We start from the raw sequence: 17,128 nt of genomic DNA, 5'->3' as shown, positions 1-17,128 counted from the left end.
CCTCGCAGCCGCCCGCCTGCGGCAGCCGCGCCAGCAGCGCCGCGGCCAGCGCGTCGGCCTGCTCGCGGGTGCGGTCGCCCACGATGCTGATCTTCGCCCGGCACGGCCGGATGGCGTGCGCGTAGATGTCGCGCATGTCGGCCACGGACATCCGCCCCAGCGACTCCTCGGTGGTTTCGTAGCCGTAGGGATGGCTGCCGTAGACCGCCTGGCTGAAGGCGCGGCCGGCCACCGTGGCCGGCCGTGTGTTCGATTCGCGGATGGAGGCGGACAGGCGGGCGCGTTCGCGCAGCCACACGGCTTCCGGGAACGCCGGCTCGCCGAGCTGCCGCGCGGCCAGTTGCACCGCACTTGGCAGTAGCGCCGGATCGGTGAGCGAACGCAGGCTGAAGCTCATGCGGTCGGCGCCGGCCCCGGCGTCCAGGCTGGCACCCAGGTCGGCCCAGGCTTCGCTCAGCTGGTTTTCGTCCAGCGCCGGTTGGCCGTCGCGCGCGGACAGGCCCTTTTCGCTCATGAGCGCGGTGATGCTGGCCAAGCCGGGCTTCGCGGCCGGGTCGCGCCGGGTGCCGGCGTCGAAGTCGATCTGCACGTCCACCATGGGCAGGCCGTGGGTTTCGATCAGCCAGACACCGGCGCCGCCGGGCTGGGTCCAGTGCTGGATCGGCAGCGCGGCCTGCGCCGCGCCAGCCGCGGCGGCCATGCAGCACATCAGCAGGCGCGGCAGCAGGGCCGCGCGGAACAGGGTCGTCAAGGAGTTCATCGCAGCGGCTCGTTGGAGACAGGGGCGGGACGCGGCTTGCGCGCGGGATCGACCGGCTGCGGCACCAGCACGCCCACCGTCAGCGCGTCGTCGCCGAAGTAGCGCCCGGCGACCGACTTGACCTGTTCGGCCGTGACGGCGCGCAGCCGCTGGATCAGCTGCGGACCGGCGTCCAGCGGCATGCCCAGCAGCCAGGCACCGGCCAGCTCGCGCGCCTGGTTCATGAGCGAGTCCAGCTTGTAGATTTCACCGGCGACCCACTGGGTCTTCACCCGGTTGAGTTCGGCCTCGGACACGCCCTCGCGCGCCACCCTGGCCACTTCGGCGCGCAGGGCGGCCTCCACCTGCTGGGGCGTCTTGCCCGGCGCCGGAACGCCGTCGAGCGTGAACAGCTGCGGCCCCCGGCCCCACAGGCCGTTGCCGGCGCCGACGCCATCGGCGACCCGGTCCGGCCCCTGCGTCAGCGCGCGGTCCAGCCGGGCGCCGCTGTAGCCGTCCAGCACGGCCGCCAGCACGGTCAGCGCCAGCGCATCGTCGTTCACCGGCCCGGGCTCCAGGCTCGCGAGCTGCGGCACCTTGTAGGCCAGCGCCACGTAGGCCTGCTCGGCCGGCGCCTTGTACTCCACCCGCCGCACGCCGAGCTGCGCCGGCTCCTCGCGCGGCTTGCGCGCAGGCACCGGCTGCGCGGGAACCGCGCCGTAGTATTTCTGCGCGAGCCGGCGCACCTCGGCCGGCTCGACGTCGCCGACCACCACCACGGCGGCGTTCGCCGGCACGTACCAGCGCCGGTAGAACGCGCGCGCGTCCTGCGGCGTCATGGCGTCCAGGTCGCTTTGCCAGCCGACCACCGGCCGCCGGTAGGGCGAAGCCTGGTAGATGGCGGCGTTGAGCACCTCGCCCATGCGCGCGCGCGGCACGTCGTCGGTGCGCTGGCGGCGCTCCTGCTTGACCACTTCCAGCTCGCGCTTGAATTCGTCGTCGGGCCACTGGTTGTGGGCGAAGCGGTCCGATTCCAGCTTCATCACGTCCTCCAGCTTGCCCGCCGGGATCTGCTGGTAGAAGCCGGTGGCGTCGCGCGTGGTGAAGGCGTTCTCGGTGCCGCCCAGCGCGGCGACGCGGCGCGAGAACTCGCCGGGCTTGAGCGACGGCGTGCCCTTGAACATCATGTGCTCCAGCGCGTGGGCCACGCCGCTGGTGCCGTCCACCTCGTCCATGGAGCCCACCCGCACCCACAGCATGTGCACCGCCGTGGGCGCCCGCCGGTCCGGCTTGACGATCACCGTCATGCCGTTGGACAGGGTGAACTGCTCGAAAGAAGCGCGGGTCTGCGCGAACAAGGCAGGCGCGAAGCACGCCCACAACCAGAACAACAGGAGGCCGCGCAAGCACGGCAGGAGTGGTTTCATAGAATCGTGTGATTGTAGAAACCGGTTCGATGTTCAGCTTCTTCCGAAAAAAACCTCCGCCGGCCCCGCCGCCCGCTCCGGCGCCCGTCGAATTGCGCCCCGAACCGCCAGCGCCGGCGGCTCCCGTGGCGCCGGTGTCGGCGCCTGTTCCGGCTCCCGCACCGGTGCCCGTTCCAGCGCCGGCTCCCGCATCGGGCGGCCTGATCGGCAGCGCGCTGGTCGCGCCGCTGGAGATTCCGGCCGCCGCGCCGCCCGTCGCACTCGAGCGCAAGGGCTGGCTGGACCGCCTGAGCGTCGGCCTGCGCAAGACCGGCGCCAACATCTCGCAGGTGTTCACCGGCGCGCAGATCGACGACGCGCTCTACGAGGAACTCGAAACCGCGCTGCTGATGGCCGACACCGGCGTGCAGGCTACCGAGCACCTGCTGGCCGAGGTCAAGCGCAAGGTGCAGTCCTCGGGCGCCACGCGGCCGGTGCAGGCCAAGAACATCCTGACCGAGGCGCTCACCCAGCTGCTCAAGCCGCTGGAGAAGACGCTGGTCATCGGCGAGCACCAGCCCACCGTGATGATGGTGGCCGGCGTCAACGGCGCGGGCAAGACCACCTCCATCGGCAAGCTGACCAAGCACCTGGCCGACGAGGGCCAGACCGTGCTGCTGGCCGCGGCCGACACCTTCCGCGCCGCGGCTCGCGAGCAGCTCGCGATCTGGGCCGACCGCAACCGGGTGGAGATCGTCAGCCAGGAAGGCGGCGACCCGGCCGCCGTGAGCTTCGACGCGGTGAGCGCCGGCAGGGCGCGTGGCAAGAACGTGGTGATCGTCGACACCGCCGGCCGGCTGCCGACGCAGCTGCACCTGATGGAAGAGCTGCGCAAGATCCGCCGCGTGATCCAGAAGGCCGACCCCAGCGCGCCGCACGAGGTGCTGCTGGTGATCGACGGCAACACCGGGCAGAACGCGCTGTCGCAGGTGAAGTCGTTCGACGAGGCGCTGCAGCTCACCGGCCTGATCGTGACCAAGCTCGACGGCACGGCCAAGGGCGGCGTGCTGGCCGCCATCGCGCAATGGGGCGCCGAGCGCGGGCAGAAGAAGCCGGGCATGGGGCCGGTGCCGGTGTACTTCATCGGCGTGGGCGAGAAGCTGGCCGATCTGGAAACCTTCAACGCGCGCGAATTCGCGCAGGCGCTGCTGTCCTGACCTCGGCGTCCCTGCTCAGGATGCCGGTTGATTTCGCGTCCTGCATGGCATAGCCTTGCGCCATCGGGGCATTTGGCCCCAGGAGAAGCCGATGCGCACCGCAGACACCGCCCATCCCGCAGGCCCGGCTGTCTCCACTCGCCGCGTAGACCAACTGCTCGCGCACTACGGCGAGAGCCACCGCGACCCGCGCAACGAAGGCATCCACATGGTCGCCATTCCGCTGATCATGCTCAGCCTGGTGGGGCTGATCTACGCGGCGCATCCGGTCGCGGCCCACCTGTTCCTCGCTGCCAGCATGGTGTATTACGTGCGGCTAGGGTCGGTGCCGTTCCTGCTGGCCATGGCGCTGGTCTCGGCCATCATCCTGGGCTTGGTCTACGCCATGGGCGAGCGGGTGCTGCCGGTGTCGGCGGCGATCTTCGTCGGCGCCTGGATCGCGCAGTTCGTCGGCCACAAGATGGAGGGCAGGAAGCCTTCGTTCTTCGAGGACCTGCAGTACCTGTGGGTGGGGCCGCTGTTCGTGCTGAGCAGGCTGTTCCTCAGGCTTGGCATCCGCTGGTAAACCGGGCTCGGCGGCGGCTCAGCCCGCGCCACGCCCTTCGCCCGCGCTGGGCTGGCGCACCAGCTGCGCCGGCATGCCGACCAGCGCGGTCGGCGCGCCCGGCATGGTGCCGTGCGCCTGCACCCAAAGCCCGTCGAAGTGGGTGTGCTCCAGGATCACCGACGCATCCACCACCTTGCGCACACCCGCGTCGAGGACTGGAAGGTTCTGCAGCAGCACCGGCGCCAGGACCGCGTCCCAGCGCACGATGCGCAGATAGCCGGCAAATGCTGGCAAGCCTGTGGGGCCTCGGCCGACAGGTTTGACCCCCACCGAGACCGTGTCCACAGGAACCATCAGGCGCCGCAGGCAGTCCATGATGATGCGCAGATAGTAATTTTCGATATCGCCATGACTGAGTTCGGAGGACAGCCCAGAGACATCCCCAGGGGACGACGAAGGTCTTCGCTTTCCGAACAGGCGGTTGAGGATGGCTTGCACTGCGTTCTCCTCCTGGCAAGCCGCAGGGGCTGCGGCTGTAACACGTTGTATCCATAGTAGCCGGCCCGAAGGGGCGGAGTCACCGGGTACACCCTTGCTGCCAGGGGATATTTGTCGGGAAAAAGCTATCGGTGGCATTGAGCCACGCTCTTAGCACTCGATGACGTGGAGTGCTAACATGATTGTCATGAAAGAAGGAGTCGAAGGTATGTCCCCTCAAATTGGAGCTTCCGGCACGACGGCATTGGCTGTGGCCAATCCCTGGGCCGTCGTTCCGTCGCTGGGCAACCTGGACGCGTATATCTCCGCGGTGAACCGCCTGCCGATGCTGACGCCGGAGGAAGAAAAGGAGTTCGCCAGGAAACTCAAGGACAGCAACGACCTGGAAGCCGCCGGAAAGCTGGTGCTGTCGCACCTGCGCCTGGTGGTGTCGGTGTCGCGCAAATACCTGGGCTATGGCCTGCCCCACGGCGACCTGATCCAGGAAGGCAACATCGGCCTGATGAAGGCGGTGAAGCGCTTCGACCCCGACCAGAACGTGCGCCTGGTGAGCTACGCGCTGCACTGGATCCGCGCCGAGATCCACGAGTACATCCTGAAGAACTGGCGCATGGTCAAGGTCGCCACGACCAAGGCGCAGCGCAAGCTGTTCTTCAACCTGCGCTCGATGAAGCAGGGCTTCAAGGACGACGCGGACGCGCAGACCCACCGCGACACGCTGACCGACGCGCAGATCGACGTGATGGCCCGCCAGCTGAACGTCAAGCGCGAGGAAGTCATCGAGATGGAAACGCGCATGTCCGGCGGCGACGTGATGCTGGATCCGGCGCCTGGCGACGACGGCGAGGAAGCCTACGGACCGATCGCCTACCTGGCCGACCAGAGCCATGAGCCGACCGCCATGCTGGAAAGCCAGGAGCGCGACTCCCTGGCCACCGACGGCATCAGCGCCGCGCTGGAACAACTGGACGCGCGCAGCCGCCGCATCGTGGAAGAGCGCTGGCTGAAGGTGAACGACGACGGCTCCGGCGGCATGACGCTGCACGAACTGGCCGCCGAATACGGCGTGTCGGCCGAGCGCATCCGCCAGATCGAGTCGGCCGCGATGAAGAAGATGAAGAAGGCGCTGGCTGCCTACGCGTGACGCGCGAAGCAGACAGTCGACGAGCCCGGGACGCCCCCGGGCTTTTTTTCGTCCGCGCCACGCGCTAGCATGCGCTGTTCAGCCAGAGAACCAGGAAAACCATCCGCATGTCCAAGCAAACGTTCCGTCGCAGCCTGTTGCTGTCGGCCCTCGCCGCCACGTTCGCCAGCGGCGCCCTCGCCCAGGCGCAAACGACACCCAAGGCCCTGAAGGCGGCGCCCGCGGCCGCGCCCCTCGCCTGGCCGACCAAGCCGGTGCGCATCCTGGTGGGCTTCCCCGGCGGCTCCACGCCCGACCTGGTGGCGCGCACCATCGCCGAGCCGCTGTCCAAGGCGCTGGGCCAGCCGGTGATCGTGGAGAACAAGCCGGGCGCCGGCGGCAACATCGCTGCCGACACGGTCGTCAAGGCCACCGACAACCACACCATCGGCGTGCTGATCAACGGCAACATGACGATTGCCAAGATGCTGAATCCGGCCACCCCGTTCGACCCGCTCAAGGAGCTGGCGCCGATCAGCCTCATCGGCACGGCGCCGCTGATGCTCACGGCCGCCACCACCACGCCGGGCAGCACCGTGCAGGAATTCTTCCTGGCCGGCCGCAACGCCGGCACCAAGTGGAGCTACGGCTCGCCCGGCGTCGGCACCGTGGGCCACATCGGCATGGAGCTGCTGAAGACCAAGACCAACATGGACCCGGTGCACGTGCCCTACCCGGGCAATCCGCAGGTGATCAACGCCCTGATCGGCGGCCAGATCCAACTGGCGCTGCTGCCGCCCGGCCTGGCCGCGCAGCAGATCCGCGCCGGCAAGCTCAAGGCGATCGGCGTCACCTCCACCAGCCGCAGCCCGCTGGTGCCGGAATACCCCAGCCTGGACGAAGGCGGCCTGCGCGGCTTCCAGCTGGAGATCTGGACCGCCGCTGCGGCACCGATCTCCATGCCCAAGCCGATCGTCGCCAAGCTGTCGGCGCTGATCAGCGAGATCGCCCGCACGCCCGAGGTGCGCCAGAAGCTGTTCCAGCAGGGCTGGCAGGTGGCGGGCACGTCCGCCGAAGGCCTGGCGATGCGCATCAAGGCGGACACGGCGCTGCTGGGCGGCGTGATCCAGATGCGCAATATCAAGGCCGAATAACGGAGGGCTCGCTGCTGGCGAAGCGCCTTGCGCGCCAGCGGCGAGGCGGCCTCAGGCGCTGGCCGATTGCAGCAGCAGCTTGAGGTCGTCGGCCAGCGCCTGCGCGCCGCTGCCGTAGCGCGTGTACAGGCGCAGCTTGCCTTGCGGGTCGTAGGCGAAGCTGGCGGCCGAATGGTCCATGGTGTAGCTGTCCGGTGTCTTGCCGCCGACCTTCTTGAAGTACACCTTGAAGTCCTTGGCCAGCGCCGCCGTCTGCTCGGGCGTGCCGCGCAGCGCGACGAAGCTCGGGTCGAAGTTGGCCATGTAGCCCTTGAGCACCTGCGGCGTGTCGCGCTCGGGGTCGATGGTGATGAAGACGCCCTGCACGCGCTCGCCGTCCGCCCCCATCAGCTTTTTCGCCTGTGCCAGTTCTGCCATGGTGGTGGGGCACACGTCAGGGCATTGCGTGTAGCCGAAGAAGGCCACCACCACCTTGCCGCGGAAGTCCTTCAGGCCGCGCATGCGGCCATCGGCGTCGGGCAGCTGAAAATCCTTGGCGTAGTCGGCGCCGGTGAGGTCGATGGACTTGAACTGCTGCTTGCTGTCGGTGCAGGCGGCCAGCGCGAATGCGGCGCAGGCGAGCGCCCCGCGGCAAAGAAGACTTCGGCGATCCATGGGCGGCCCTTCTTCAGAACAGGTAGTGGTCCACCAACAGCGCCGCGAACAGCACGCTCAGGTGGATGAGCGAAAAGCGGAAGGTCTTGCGCGCGAGCGCGTCGGAGTACTCGCGCCACAGGCGCAGCCCGTACCAGGTGAAGCCGGCGCTCAGCACCAGCGCCGCGGCCAGGTACAGCCAGGAGCTCATGCCGTATGCAAAGGGCATCAGGCAGGCGGCGAACAGCACCAGCGTGTAAAGCAGGATCTGCAGCCGCGTGAATTCGTTGCCGTGCGTCACCGGCAGCATCGGCAGGCCCGACTTGCGGTAGTCCTCCACGCGGTACAGCGCCAGCGCCCAAAAGTGCGGCGGCGTCCACAGGAAGATGATCAGGAACAGGATCAGCGCCTCGGGGCCGACCTGCCCCGTCATCGCGGCCCAGCCCAGCACAGGCGGCATGGCGCCCGATGCGCCGCCGATCACGATGTTCTGCGGCGTGAGCGGCTTGAGGATCACGGTGTAGATGACCGCGTAGCCGATGAAGGTGCCGAGCGTGAGCCACATCGTCAGCGGATTCACCGCCACGTACAGCAGCCCGCCGCCCAGCACGCACAGCACGCCGGAAAAGCCCAAGGTCTGCGCGTCGTTCAGCTCGCCGCGCGCGGTGGGCCGCCAGGCGGTGCGGCGCATCTTGGCGTCGATGCCTTTTTCGATCAGGCAGTTGAACGCCGCCGCCGCACCCGCGACCAGCCAGATGCCGGTGCAGGCAATGACGGCCAGCCGCACGTGCGCCCAGTCCGGCACGCCCGGCACCGCCAGCACCATGCCGATCAGCGCGCAGAAGACGATCAGCTGCACCACGCGCGGCTTGGTGAGCGCATAGAACTGCTGCACGCGCGTCATGCCGCCATCCCCCGCGTCGTTACTTCTCTGGCTCCCTCTCCCTTTGGGAGAGGGTTGGGGTGAGGGCTCCCCCGCACCGCGACTGCCGCGCAAACCGCCCAAGTCAACACCCCCACCAGCGCCGCCGCCCCGCCCGTGTGCGCCACCGCCGCGACCAGCGGCCAGCCCAGCACCACGTTCGACAGCCCGGTGGCGAACTGCAGCAGCAGCAGCGCCGTGAGCCAGCGCGCCTGCGCGTGCAGCGGCCCGCCGCGCAGGCGCCATGCCGCGCATCCGAGCACCACGAACACGACGTAGGCGGCAAGCCGGTGCGTGTAGTGGATGGCGGTGAGCGCCGCGAAGCCGATGTGCTCGCCCGCGCCGGTCTTGCCCAGCGCGCGCCACCACTCGAAGCCCTGGCGGAAGTCCATGTCCGGCCACCAGCTGCCCTGGCATGCGGGGAAAGTCTGGCAGGCCAGCACCGCGTAGTTGGTGCTGACCCAGGCGCCCAGCGCGATCTGCACCCACAGGGCCGCGTACGCGGCCAGCAGCAACCCGCGCCCGGCCAGCGGCCGCGCCGCGCCGGCGTCTTGCTGCGTGCGCGCATGCGCCACCGCCTGCGCGCACAGCAGCGCGAGCAGCACCATGCCGCCCAGCAGGTGCAGGGTAACGATGGCGGGCTGCAGCTTCATGGTCACCGTGAGCGCGCCGAACGCGCCCTGCAGGCAGACCCACGCCAGCGTCGCCGTCGGCCACCAGGGGCTGACGGGCTGTCGCGGATCGCGCCTGCGCTGCAGCCAGGCGGCCGCGGTGAGCGTGAGGATCAGCACGCCGACGCCGGTGGCGAGGTAGCGGTGGATCATCTCGATCCACGCCTTGCCGTGCGTCACCGGGCCGGTGGGCATTTGCGCCTCCGCGGCGCTGATTTCGGCATGCGCGCCGCCGGGGCTGGCGTTGCCGTAGCAGCCGGGCCAGTCGGGGCAGCCGAGGCCGGAGTCGGTGAGCCGCGTGAAGGCGCCGAACAGCACCAGGTCGAAGGTGAGGAACAGCGTGAGCAGGGTCAGCGCCGCCAGCCGGCGGCCCGGCTGCGCGCGCGGGTTGCGCACCCACACCCAGGCCAGCGGGCCGGTTGCCAGCACCACGCCCATCAGCATGATGTGCAGCACCGGCGAGAGGTCGTAGAGGGTCTGCGGCTGCATGTGGTCAGCGCCCCGCCTTGTCCCAGCCGGCGGAGGCGCGCAGCAGGCGCCCGAGGTCGCGCCGCAGCTTCGCGGCGGCGTCCGCGTCGGCGCCCGGCGGAAAACGCATCATCCAGTGGCCGAGCGGATCGACCACGTAGATGTGGTCGGACAGCGCGTGGCCGGGCGCGGGTGCGAGCCACTGCGCCAGCACCTGCGGGTCGACGCGCAGCACCGTGGCCTGCTGCACCGCCGCGGCAAGTTCGGGGCGCACCGGCACGTTGTCCGGGACCAGCCAGACCCAGTCCACGCGGTCGCGGTCCTTGCCCAGGCCTTCGCGTAGCTGCCGCTGCAGGTACAGGTGCTTCTCGCAGGCGGCGTCGCAGGCGCCGCCCGCCACGCTGACCAGCAGCCACTGGCCCTGCAGCGAAGGCAGCGCCACAGGCTTGCCATCGAGATCGGTGGCGGTGACCGCGGGCAGCGGCTTCTGCGGCTCGATCAATTCGCCATAGGAGCGGCGCGATTCCGGCCGCACCACGTAGTAGGTAAAGTACGAAGCGAGCACCGGCGCCGCGCACACCAGCATCACCAGCAGCATCTTCAGGCGGCCGCTGCGCGTGCGCTGCTCGTCGGCCATGGCGGCCTCCTGCGGCGCCGGCAGAGAGTGCACGGTCAGGCCCAGCGGCTGCTCAAGCGCGCTGTTTGCGGCGGGGGGCGATGAATTGGAACCAGACATACAGGACAGCGATCAGCGCGCTCAGAGCCCACCATTGAAAGGCATAGCCGAGATTGCGCTCGGCACCGCTGGCCGGCTGCGGCCATTCGCGCAGCAGCCCTTCGGACGGGCCGCCGGTCTGCTGCACGGACAGGTCCAGCAGCGGCAGGCGCGTTTCGGCGCGGAACTGCGCCAAGTCGAGATTTTGCCGGATCGGGCCGCCCTCCCCGCCGGCGAACGCATAAAGCCGCGCTGGTGATGACGACAACAGCCCGCGCAGCTGCACCTCGCCCGCCGGTGTTTCCACCGGCGGCAGCTTGTCGCGCTGCTGGAAGTTGCGCGCCACCCAGCCGCGCTGCACCAGGATCGCCGGCGCATTCGCGTTCGCGTTGTCGCCGGCGAGGTGCAGCGGCGTCACCACGTAAAAGCCCGGCCGGCCGTTCATCTGCCGGTTGTCGAGATACACCGTGTGGCCGGCCTTCCAGCGCCCACGCAGCACGATCCGCCGGTGCAGCAACTGCGCTGGGTCCGGGGCCGCCAGCAGCGCCGCTGCGTCCACGGGCGGCAGCTCCGAGCGCTGCGCGACCGCCGCCTGCAGGCCCAGCCTCTGCTGCGCGCGGCCCCATTGCCAGACGCCCAGGCCGGCGGTGAGCGCGGCGCCGGAAACCGCGGCCGCGGCGAGCAGCCACTTCATCGCGGCCATGCCGCGCCCCGCATAATTGCCGGCATGAAATACCTTGTGCTGCTGGCCTTCGTGGCCATCATCGGAAGCCTGGGGTCCGCCTTGTACTTCATGATGCGCGACGGCCAGGACGGCAAGCCCAAGACCAGCAACATGGCGCGCGCGCTGGCGTTCCGCGTCGGCTTTTCCATCCTGCTGTTCCTGTGCATCCTCATCGCCTGGAAGATGGGCTGGATCCAGCCGACCGGCATCCGCGCCGGCCAGTGAGCCAAGGGCAATGAGAAAGGGCCGCTTGCGCGGCCCTTTGTGCGTGCATGGCCTTCAGAGCCAGTACACGAGGGTGTAGAGGCCCAGCCACACCACGTCCACGAAGTGCCAGTACCAGGCGGCGCCTTCGAAGCCGAAGTGGCGGTCCGGCGTGAAGTGGCCCTTCATCAGCCGCAGCGTGATGAACAGCAGCATCAGCATGCCGATCAGCACGTGGAAGCCGTGGAATCCGGTCAGCATGAAGAAGGTGGAGCCATAGGCGCCCGAGCTGAGCTTGAGGTTCAACTCGTGGTACGCGTGGAAGTACTCATAGCCCTGCACACACACGAAGGTGATGCCCAGCAGCACGGTGATCCACATCCACACGATGGTCTTGGCGCGGTGGCCGTCGCGCAGCAGGTGGTGCGCGATGGTCAGCGTTACGCCCGAGGTCAGCAGCAGCGCGGTGTTGATGGTGGGCAGCCAGAACGGCGTCATCGTCTGGAAGGGCTCGATGATTCCGCCAGGCGAGGCGGTGGCGCCGGGTGAGATGCTGGGCCAGACAGCCTTGAACTCGGGCCACAGCAGCGCATTGTCGGAGCCGCCGAGCGCGGGCACCGAGTGCGAGCGCATCCACCACAGGGCGGTGAAGAAGGCGCCGAAGAACATCACTTCGGAGAAGATGAACCAGCTCATGCTCCAGCGGAACGACAGGTCGATCTTGCGGCTGTACTGCCCGGTCTCGCTCTCGCCGATGGCGTCGCCGAACCACTGGAACAGCACCCAGAACAGCCACAGCAGGCCGGCGAACAGGAGGTACTTGGCCCAGTCGGCGCCGTTGATCCAGTTGGCGGCGCCGAAGATGACGCCCAGCAGGCCGAAGGCCGCGAACGCCGGATGGCGCGACGGTTGCGGCACGTAGTAATGCGGCGTGGTGCCGGGAGCGGTTGAGCTCATCTTGACTCCTGATTTCCTCTAAATCTGTCGAATCACTTGGCCACCCAGTGGACCAGGGCGATCAGCCCGCCCACGAACAGCGCGACGCCCACCAGGGCCACCGCGATGATGTGGAAAGGATTGAGCTTGCCCAGGTCTTCATGGGAGGCGCTGTTCTTGCGGATGCCGATGAAGGACCACGCCACGGCCTTGACCGTGTGCGCCAGCGAAGGCTTGTCCGGCTGCTGCGACGCGGCCATGTGCAGCCGCGCGCTCACGAGCGCGTCTCCTGCTGCGCCGGCGCGAGCACCGGCGCGGCGGCCGAGGGCGGTGCCGGCATCTTGCCGCCCACCTCGAAGAAGGTGTAGGACAGCGTGATGGTGGTCACGTCCCTGGGCAGCCTGGGATCGATCACGAAGGCCACCGGCCACTGCTTCTTCTCGCCCGCGGCCAGCGTGTACTGGTTGAAGCAGAAGCACTCCAGCTTGTTGAAATGCGCGGCGGCATTGCGCGGCGCATAGCTGGGAATGGCCTGGGCGGCCATGGTGCGGTTCTGCACGTTCTGGAACTCGTACATCACGGTGGCGAGCTCGCCCGGATGCACCTTCACCGACGCCACCGCCGGCTTGAATTCCCAGGGGCCGTGCGCGTTGGCGTCGAACTCCACGGTGATGGTGCGGCTCAGGTCCACCTGGCTGTTGGCCGCCGCGCGCGAGCTGCCGGGCACTTCGCGTTCGCCGATGGCCAGGATGTTGATGCCGGTCATCTCGCAGATGTGCTTGTAGATCGGGATCAGCGCGTAGCCGAAGACGAACATGCCGGCCGCCACCACGGCCAGCTTGCCTGTCATCTTGAGGTTCTCGCGCGCGCGGCCCATGGCGTCAGCGTCCCAGCAGGACCATCTTGGCGAAGAAGCCGACGAAGAACACCACCGCGACCGACGCCAGGATCAGCGCCAGCCGCAGGTTGCTTTTCTTCCGCTGTTCGGGCGTCATGGCCGTGTGCTCTTCAGTCGTGCTCAGTGGTTCTCGGGCTGCACGCGCGCGTCCAGCACGCGGGTGGCGGTGGGGTCCAGGCGCGGGGGCGTCTCGAAGGTGTGGAAGGGCGCCGGCGACGGCACTTCCCATTCCAGGCCCTCGGCACCCTTGCCGTCGGCATCGTTCCAGGGACGCTGCGGCGCGGTGGCGCCCTTGCCGCGCATGCAGGGCAGCACGACGAAGAAGAAGAAGTACACCTGGGCGAAGCCGAAGAAGAACGCGCCGACCGAGGCCACGGCGTTGAAGTCGGCGAACTGCATCGGGTAGTCGGCGTAGCGGCGCGGCATGCCGGCCAGCCCCAGGAAGTGCATCGGGAAGAAGGTGACGTTGAACGAGATGATGGACCACCAGAAGTGCAGCTTGCCGCGCGACTCGTTGTACATCACGCCGGTCCACTTGGGCATCCAGTAGTAGGCGCCGGAGAACATGGCGAACAGCGAGCCGGCCACCAGCACGTAGTGGAAGTGCGCAACCACGTAGTAGGTGTCCTGCAGCAGCAGGTCGATCGGCGCCAGGGCCAGGATCAGGCCGGTGAACCCGCCGAGCGTGAACACGAAGATGAAGCCGACCGCGAACAGCATCGGCGTCTCGAAGGTCATCGAACCCTGCCACATGGTGGCGATCCAGTTGAAGATCTTCACGGCCGTGGGCACCGCGATCAGCATGGTCGCGTACATGAAGAACAGCTGGCCGGTCACCGGCATGCCGGTGGTGAACATGTGGTGCGCCCACACGATGAACGACAGGATCGCGATCGAGCTGGTGGCGTACACCATGGAGGCGTAGCCGAACAGGCGCTTGCGCGCGAAGGCGGGCACGACCTGGCTGACGATGCCGAAGGCCGGCAGGATCATGATGTAGACCTCGGGGTGGCCGAAGAACCAGAAGATGTGCTGGTACATCACCGGGTCGCCGCCGCCGGCGGGGTTGAAGAAGGTGGTGCCGAAGTGGCGGTCGGTCAGCGTCATGGTGATCGCGCCGGCCAGCACGGGCATGACAGCGATCAGCAGGTAGGCGGTGATCAGCCAGGTCCAGCAGAACATCGGCATCTTCATCAGCGTCATGCCGGGCGCGCGCATGTTGAGGATGGTGACGATGATGTTGATCGAGCCCATGATCGACGAGGCGCCCAGAATGTGCATCGCGAAGATGCCGGCATCCATCGACGGGCCCATCTGCAGCGTGAGCGGTGCATACAGCGTCCAGCCGGCGGCGGGCGCGCCGCCGGGCATGAAGAACGAGCCCAGCAGCATGATGCCGGCCGGCACCATCAGCCAGAAGCTGAAGTTGTTCATGCGGGCGAACGCCATGTCGGGCGCGCCGATCTGCAGCGGGATCATCCAGTTCGCGAAGCCGACGAAGGCCGGCATGATCGCGCCGAACACCATGATCAGCCCGTGCATGGTGGTGAACTGGTTGAACAGCTCCGGGTTCACCAGCTGCAGGCCGGGCTGGAACAGTTCGGCCCGGATCAGCAGCGCGAGCACGCCGCCGACCATCAGCATGGAGAACGCGAACAGCAGGTACAGCGTGCCGATGTCCTTGTGGTTGGTCGCGTAGACCCAGCGCTGCCAGCCCGTGGGGGCGTGGTGGTGATGGTCATCGTGGGCGTGATCGCCGGAACCGTGATGGTCGCCTGCGGCTCCGTGGCCGTGGGGATCGAGAACTGCGCTCATGGATTACCTCTTCGATTCGTCTGCGCGGGTCACTTGCCGCGCTGGGCCAGCACTTCAGACGGCTGCACCAGCTGTCCGGTCTTGTTGGACCAGTTGTTCTTGGTGTAGCTGATCACGGCGGCGATGTCGGTGTCGCTCAGCTGCTTCCACGACGGCATGGCGCCGCGGCCATTCAGCAGGACCTGGATCTGCTTGCTCTTGTCCGCATCCTGCACCACCGGCGAGCCGTCCAGCGCCTTGATGGGGCCGGCACCCTTGCCGTTGGGCTGGTGGCAGGCGGCACAGTTGGAGGCATAGATCTTTTCGCCGCGCGCGCCGATGTCGGCCAGCGTCCAGACCTTGTTCGGGTCGTCCAGCTTGGCGGCCATCTTCTTCTTCTCGACGTCGGCCCAGGCCACGTACTCGTCGGCCGAAACCACCTTCACGTGGATCGGCATGTAGGCGTGTTCCTTGCCGCACAGCTCGTAGCACTGGCCGTAGAAGTCGCCCGTTTTTTCGCTGCGGAACCAGGTGTCGCGCACGAAGCCGGGAATGGCGTCCTGCTTGACGCCGAAGGCCGGAATGCCCCAGGCGTGGATCACGTCGTTGGCGGTGGTGATGATGCGCACCTTCTTGTTCACCGGCACCACCAGCGGGTTGTCCACCTTCAGCAGGTAGTTGTCCGGCACGTCGCCCTTGGCGCCGGCGTTGGAGATTTCGCGGTGCGTGCTGTCCAGCGTGGACAGGAAGCTCACGCCCTGGGCATCGCCGTTCAGGTAGTCGTAGCCCCACTTCCACTGGTAGCCGGTGGCCTTGATGGTCACGTCGGCGTTGCTGGTGTCCTTGGACGCCACCAGCACCTTGGTGGCCGGCAGCGCCATGCCGATGACGATGAGGAACGGGATGATGGTCCAGATCACTTCCACGGTGACCGACTCGTGGAAGTTGGCCGGCTTGTGTCCCACCGACTTGCGGTGCTTCCAGATGGAATAGAACATGACCGAGAAGACCAGCACGAAGATCACGATGCAGGTGATCAGCATGAACCAGTGCAGCCACGCCTGTTCCACCGCGATGCGCGTGGCGGCGGCGTGCAGGTTGAGCTGGCGGACCGCCGGGCCGCCCGGCAGGTCGTTCACCGCATGGGCGGCGCCGGCGAAAGCCCCGGCCAGCGCGAGCGCCGCGGCTTGGGTGGAAATGCTCTTCATCGTTGCTAGCCTCAACAAGCTTCTCAATTCAAAACCGTCCGCCGCCAACGCGGCCCGTGCCGTGCCTCACGCCTCGCGCAAGGCCCGTCGAATTTCCTGCGCCAGCGCGGGCCGCAGCTCCGGGCGCAGGTAGCGCCCCACGTTCACCCGCCGCCCCTGGCCCGACAGCTCGATCAGCGACCGGCTGCCGGCACGCGGCTCCACCCTGACCCAGTCGCGATGGAATTCCGCCCGCTCCAGTTGGCCCCCGTTCTCCAGCTCGACCACCAGGCGGCCATCCTGCAGCAGGATGTGCTCGCCGTCGGCGGCGTGCCGGGCATAGGCCAGGAACGCCAGCCCCACGGCCACCAGCTCGAGCCAGGCGAAGGGGAGCACCAGCACCGCCCCGTGGAACCAGAAAAATCCGCCGATCGCGAGCGTCACGGCGCACAGCGAGGCATACAGCCAGCCCAGCTGGGCCGGCGTCACCGAGCAGTTGCGCTTCAGGAACCAGTGGATGGCCTGGCCTTGGACGGTGGCGAAACGAAAGACGATGTGCGGCACGGGCGACGCTTGCAAATCAACCGTGCATTGTAGCGCGGCGCGCACCCGCCACTTTCATGCGCGCCGGGCTCCTGCCAGGGGCAAAGCTGCGCAAACCAGCTCAATCCCGGGCGCGTTTGTCGCTCTGCAGCATGGCCCGCATGTCGGCGAGCGACATGGCGCTTTGTTCGGCCACGCGAAGCCGCGGCGCCGGCTTGAGCGCGTGGCCGTAGATGACCTCGAACGTGAGCGCCAGCCGGCCGTCGGCGCCGCGCAGCTGCGTGTCCAGGGCGCTCTCCAGTGCCGTGCGCCAGCGGCGCCCGCGCAGCGCCGCGAAGCGGCCGGCGTGCAGGTTGGCGCCGAGCTCGCGCAGCTCGGCCAGCAGGCGCGCCGGCGTCTCGAAGGTGAGCGTGATGCGCTCCATGTCCATCACCGGCTCGGCGAAGCCGCTTTCCACCAGCATGTCGCCCCAATCGTGCATGTCGGTGAACTCGTGCGCGGGCGGCGGCCAGCCGAGCGCGGCATACACGGCGCGCAGCTCGCGCAGCGTGTCCGGCCCCAGGCAGGAGAACATCAGGAAGCCGTCGGTGGCCAGGGCGCGGTGCCATTGGCCGATGAGCGCCTGCGGGTCGGCCGCCATGTGCAGCGCCATGTTGGCCCACAGCATCTGCGCGGCACCGTCGGGCACCGCCGGCACGGCTTCCTGCGCGGCGCGGCCGATGCGCTGCCACCAGGGCCGCGCGAACGCC

21 protein-coding genes are annotated in these 17,128 nt (G+C 68.3%); 5 read left to right on the top strand and 16 right to left on the bottom strand.

The window, feature by feature from the left end; genetic code table 11:
* Together H0U68_RS10890 and H0U68_RS10885 are read right to left on the bottom strand one after the other, a co-directional pair.
* Positions 1 to 709, bottom strand: a 709-nt coding sequence (locus H0U68_RS10890) for an insulinase family protein (RefSeq protein ID WP_296355452.1), incomplete at its 3' end; no start/stop codon positions are given.
* Positions 710 to 756: 47 nt separating this feature from the next.
* A complete protein-coding gene (locus tag H0U68_RS10885; protein WP_296355450.1) occupies positions 757 to 2,046 on the bottom strand; it encodes a pitrilysin family protein in 1,290 nt (429 codons plus the stop codon).
* A 149-nt stretch (positions 2,047 to 2,195) separates the two neighbouring features.
* Between H0U68_RS10885 and ftsY the strand changes: the two genes are divergently transcribed.
* Both ftsY and H0U68_RS10875 read left to right on the top strand, forming a co-directional pair.
* Complete coding sequence (ftsY, locus tag H0U68_RS10880) at positions 2,196 to 3,362, top strand: signal recognition particle-docking protein FtsY (protein ID WP_296355446.1); 1,167 nt, start codon at positions 2,196 to 2,198, stop codon at positions 3,360 to 3,362.
* A gap of 91 nt (positions 3,363 to 3,453) precedes the next feature.
* The gene (locus H0U68_RS10875; RefSeq protein WP_296355445.1) at positions 3,454 to 3,927 is read left to right on the top strand and encodes an Mpo1-like protein; all 474 of its coding nucleotides are present in this window, start codon (positions 3,454 to 3,456) and stop codon (positions 3,925 to 3,927) included.
* An 18-nt stretch (positions 3,928 to 3,945) separates the two neighbouring features.
* On the opposite strand, the gene H0U68_RS10870 is transcribed toward H0U68_RS10875, so the two are convergent.
* On the bottom strand, positions 3,946 to 4,407 hold the full coding sequence (locus H0U68_RS10870) for a hypothetical protein (protein WP_296355443.1): 462 nt from the start codon (positions 4,405 to 4,407) through the stop codon (positions 3,946 to 3,948).
* Positions 4,408 to 4,615: 208 nt separating this feature from the next.
* Here H0U68_RS10870 and rpoH point away from each other — a divergent pair, with 208 nt between their 5' ends.
* Both rpoH and H0U68_RS10860 read left to right on the top strand, forming a co-directional pair.
* Positions 4,616 to 5,551 carry an RNA polymerase sigma factor RpoH gene (gene rpoH / locus H0U68_RS10865; RefSeq protein ID WP_296355442.1) on the top strand — a complete coding sequence of 312 codons (936 nt, stop codon included), beginning with the start codon at positions 4,616 to 4,618 and terminating at the stop codon, positions 5,549 to 5,551.
* A gap of 107 nt (positions 5,552 to 5,658) precedes the next feature.
* The gene (locus H0U68_RS10860) at positions 5,659 to 6,684 is read left to right on the top strand and encodes a tripartite tricarboxylate transporter substrate-binding protein (protein WP_296355440.1); all 1,026 of its coding nucleotides are present in this window, start codon (positions 5,659 to 5,661) and stop codon (positions 6,682 to 6,684) included.
* Positions 6,685 to 6,735: 51 nt separating this feature from the next.
* Here H0U68_RS10860 and H0U68_RS10855 read toward each other — a convergent pair whose 3' ends face one another.
* Genes H0U68_RS10855 through H0U68_RS10835 form a run of 5 tightly spaced genes read right to left on the bottom strand, consistent with a single transcriptional unit; the run spans position 6,736 to position 10,787 of the window.
* Positions 6,736 to 7,338: an SCO family protein gene (locus tag H0U68_RS10855; RefSeq protein WP_296355438.1), complete on the bottom strand. Its 603-nt coding sequence runs from the start codon at positions 7,336 to 7,338 to the stop codon at positions 6,736 to 6,738.
* A gap of 13 nt (positions 7,339 to 7,351) precedes the next feature.
* Positions 7,352 to 8,221, bottom strand: coding sequence for a heme o synthase (gene cyoE / locus H0U68_RS10850; protein WP_296355436.1), 870 nt, complete (start codon positions 8,219 to 8,221; stop codon positions 7,352 to 7,354).
* Positions 8,218 to 9,399, bottom strand: coding sequence for a COX15/CtaA family protein (locus H0U68_RS10845; RefSeq protein WP_296355434.1), 1,182 nt, complete (start codon positions 9,397 to 9,399; stop codon positions 8,218 to 8,220). The genes cyoE and H0U68_RS10845 overlap by 4 nt, the downstream gene beginning before the upstream one ends.
* A 4-nt stretch (positions 9,400 to 9,403) precedes the next feature.
* On the bottom strand, positions 9,404 to 10,114 hold the full coding sequence (locus tag H0U68_RS10840; RefSeq protein ID WP_296355432.1) for a hypothetical protein: 711 nt from the start codon (positions 10,112 to 10,114) through the stop codon (positions 9,404 to 9,406).
* Positions 10,068 to 10,787, bottom strand: coding sequence for an SURF1 family protein (locus H0U68_RS10835; protein WP_296355430.1), 720 nt, complete (start codon positions 10,785 to 10,787; stop codon positions 10,068 to 10,070). Before H0U68_RS10835 ends, H0U68_RS10840 begins: the two co-directional genes overlap by 47 nt.
* A 33-nt stretch (positions 10,788 to 10,820) precedes the next feature.
* Between H0U68_RS10835 and H0U68_RS10830 the strand changes: the two genes are divergently transcribed.
* Positions 10,821 to 11,042 (top strand): twin transmembrane helix small protein, encoded by a 222-nt coding sequence (locus H0U68_RS10830; protein WP_296355429.1) that lies wholly within the window; start codon positions 10,821 to 10,823, stop codon positions 11,040 to 11,042.
* A gap of 54 nt (positions 11,043 to 11,096) precedes the next feature.
* Here the strand turns inward: H0U68_RS10830 and H0U68_RS10825 are convergent, their stop codons facing one another.
* The 8 genes from H0U68_RS10825 to H0U68_RS10790 form a co-directional block, all read right to left on the bottom strand.
* Positions 11,097 to 11,978: a cytochrome c oxidase subunit 3 gene (locus H0U68_RS10825; protein WP_296355428.1), complete on the bottom strand. Its 882-nt coding sequence runs from the start codon at positions 11,976 to 11,978 to the stop codon at positions 11,097 to 11,099.
* 32 nt (positions 11,979 to 12,010) lie between these two features.
* Positions 12,011 to 12,217 (bottom strand): DUF2970 domain-containing protein, encoded by a 207-nt coding sequence (locus H0U68_RS10820; protein WP_296355449.1) that lies wholly within the window; start codon positions 12,215 to 12,217, stop codon positions 12,011 to 12,013.
* A gap of 14 nt (positions 12,218 to 12,231) precedes the next feature.
* On the bottom strand, positions 12,232 to 12,834 hold the full coding sequence (locus tag H0U68_RS10815) for a cytochrome c oxidase assembly protein (protein WP_296355426.1): 603 nt from the start codon (positions 12,832 to 12,834) through the stop codon (positions 12,232 to 12,234).
* Between the two features lie 4 nt (positions 12,835 to 12,838).
* Positions 12,839 to 12,952 (bottom strand): cytochrome oxidase small assembly protein, encoded by a 114-nt coding sequence (locus H0U68_RS10810; protein ID WP_296355422.1) that lies wholly within the window; start codon positions 12,950 to 12,952, stop codon positions 12,839 to 12,841.
* Between the two features lie 23 nt (positions 12,953 to 12,975).
* Positions 12,976 to 14,670, bottom strand: a complete 1,695-nt coding sequence (ctaD, locus tag H0U68_RS10805; protein ID WP_296355420.1) for a cytochrome c oxidase subunit I — start codon at positions 14,668 to 14,670, stop codon at positions 12,976 to 12,978.
* A gap of 29 nt (positions 14,671 to 14,699) precedes the next feature.
* Positions 14,700 to 15,857 carry a cytochrome c oxidase subunit II gene (gene coxB / locus H0U68_RS10800; protein ID WP_296355418.1) on the bottom strand — a complete coding sequence of 386 codons (1,158 nt, stop codon included), beginning with the start codon at positions 15,855 to 15,857 and terminating at the stop codon, positions 14,700 to 14,702.
* Positions 15,858 to 15,923: 66 nt separating this feature from the next.
* Positions 15,924 to 16,400, bottom strand: a complete 477-nt coding sequence (locus H0U68_RS10795; protein ID WP_296355448.1) for a DUF2244 domain-containing protein — start codon at positions 16,398 to 16,400, stop codon at positions 15,924 to 15,926.
* Between the two features lie 100 nt (positions 16,401 to 16,500).
* On the bottom strand, positions 16,501 to 17,128 hold a 628-nt coding region (locus tag H0U68_RS10790), incomplete at its 5' end, for a biotin synthase (protein WP_296355416.1).

The sequence above is a fragment of the Ramlibacter sp. genome, from assembly GCF_013697775.1.
Classification (GTDB): domain Bacteria; phylum Pseudomonadota; class Gammaproteobacteria; order Burkholderiales; family Burkholderiaceae_C; genus Ramlibacter.
Note: the sequence above shows the minus strand (reverse complement) of the source record. Positions and strands in the feature narration are given on the sequence as shown.

Coding starts and splice junctions, on each gene's coding strand:
- H0U68_RS10885 (WP_296355450.1), bottom strand. CDS start 2,046: ATGACGGTGATCGTCAAGCCGGACCGGCGGGCGCCCACGGCGGTGCAC.
- ftsY (WP_296355446.1), top strand. CDS start 2,196: ATGTTCAGCTTCTTCCGAAAAAAACCTCCGCCGGCCCCGCCGCCCGCT.
- H0U68_RS10875 (WP_296355445.1), top strand. CDS start 3,454: ATGCGCACCGCAGACACCGCCCATCCCGCAGGCCCGGCTGTCTCCACT.
- rpoH (WP_296355442.1), top strand. CDS start 4,616: ATGTCCCCTCAAATTGGAGCTTCCGGCACGACGGCATTGGCTGTGGCC.
- H0U68_RS10860 (WP_296355440.1), top strand. CDS start 5,659: ATGTCCAAGCAAACGTTCCGTCGCAGCCTGTTGCTGTCGGCCCTCGCC.
- H0U68_RS10855 (WP_296355438.1), bottom strand. CDS start 7,338: ATGGATCGCCGAAGTCTTCTTTGCCGCGGGGCGCTCGCCTGCGCCGCA.
- cyoE (WP_296355436.1), bottom strand. CDS start 8,221: ATGACGCGCGTGCAGCAGTTCTATGCGCTCACCAAGCCGCGCGTGGTG.
- H0U68_RS10845 (WP_296355434.1), bottom strand. CDS start 9,399: ATGCAGCCGCAGACCCTCTACGACCTCTCGCCGGTGCTGCACATCATG.
- H0U68_RS10840 (WP_296355432.1), bottom strand. CDS start 10,114: ATGTCTGGTTCCAATTCATCGCCCCCCGCCGCAAACAGCGCGCTTGAG.
- H0U68_RS10835 (WP_296355430.1), bottom strand. CDS start 10,787: ATGAAGTGGCTGCTCGCCGCGGCCGCGGTTTCCGGCGCCGCGCTCACC.
- H0U68_RS10830 (WP_296355429.1), top strand. CDS start 10,821: ATGAAATACCTTGTGCTGCTGGCCTTCGTGGCCATCATCGGAAGCCTG.
- H0U68_RS10825 (WP_296355428.1), bottom strand. CDS start 11,978: ATGAGCTCAACCGCTCCCGGCACCACGCCGCATTACTACGTGCCGCAA.
- H0U68_RS10820 (WP_296355449.1), bottom strand. CDS start 12,217: ATGGCCGCGTCGCAGCAGCCGGACAAGCCTTCGCTGGCGCACACGGTC.
- H0U68_RS10815 (WP_296355426.1), bottom strand. CDS start 12,834: ATGGGCCGCGCGCGCGAGAACCTCAAGATGACAGGCAAGCTGGCCGTG.
- H0U68_RS10810 (WP_296355422.1), bottom strand. CDS start 12,952: ATGACGCCCGAACAGCGGAAGAAAAGCAACCTGCGGCTGGCGCTGATC.
- ctaD (WP_296355420.1), bottom strand. CDS start 14,670: ATGAGCGCAGTTCTCGATCCCCACGGCCACGGAGCCGCAGGCGACCAT.
- coxB (WP_296355418.1), bottom strand. CDS start 15,857: ATGAAGAGCATTTCCACCCAAGCCGCGGCGCTCGCGCTGGCCGGGGCT.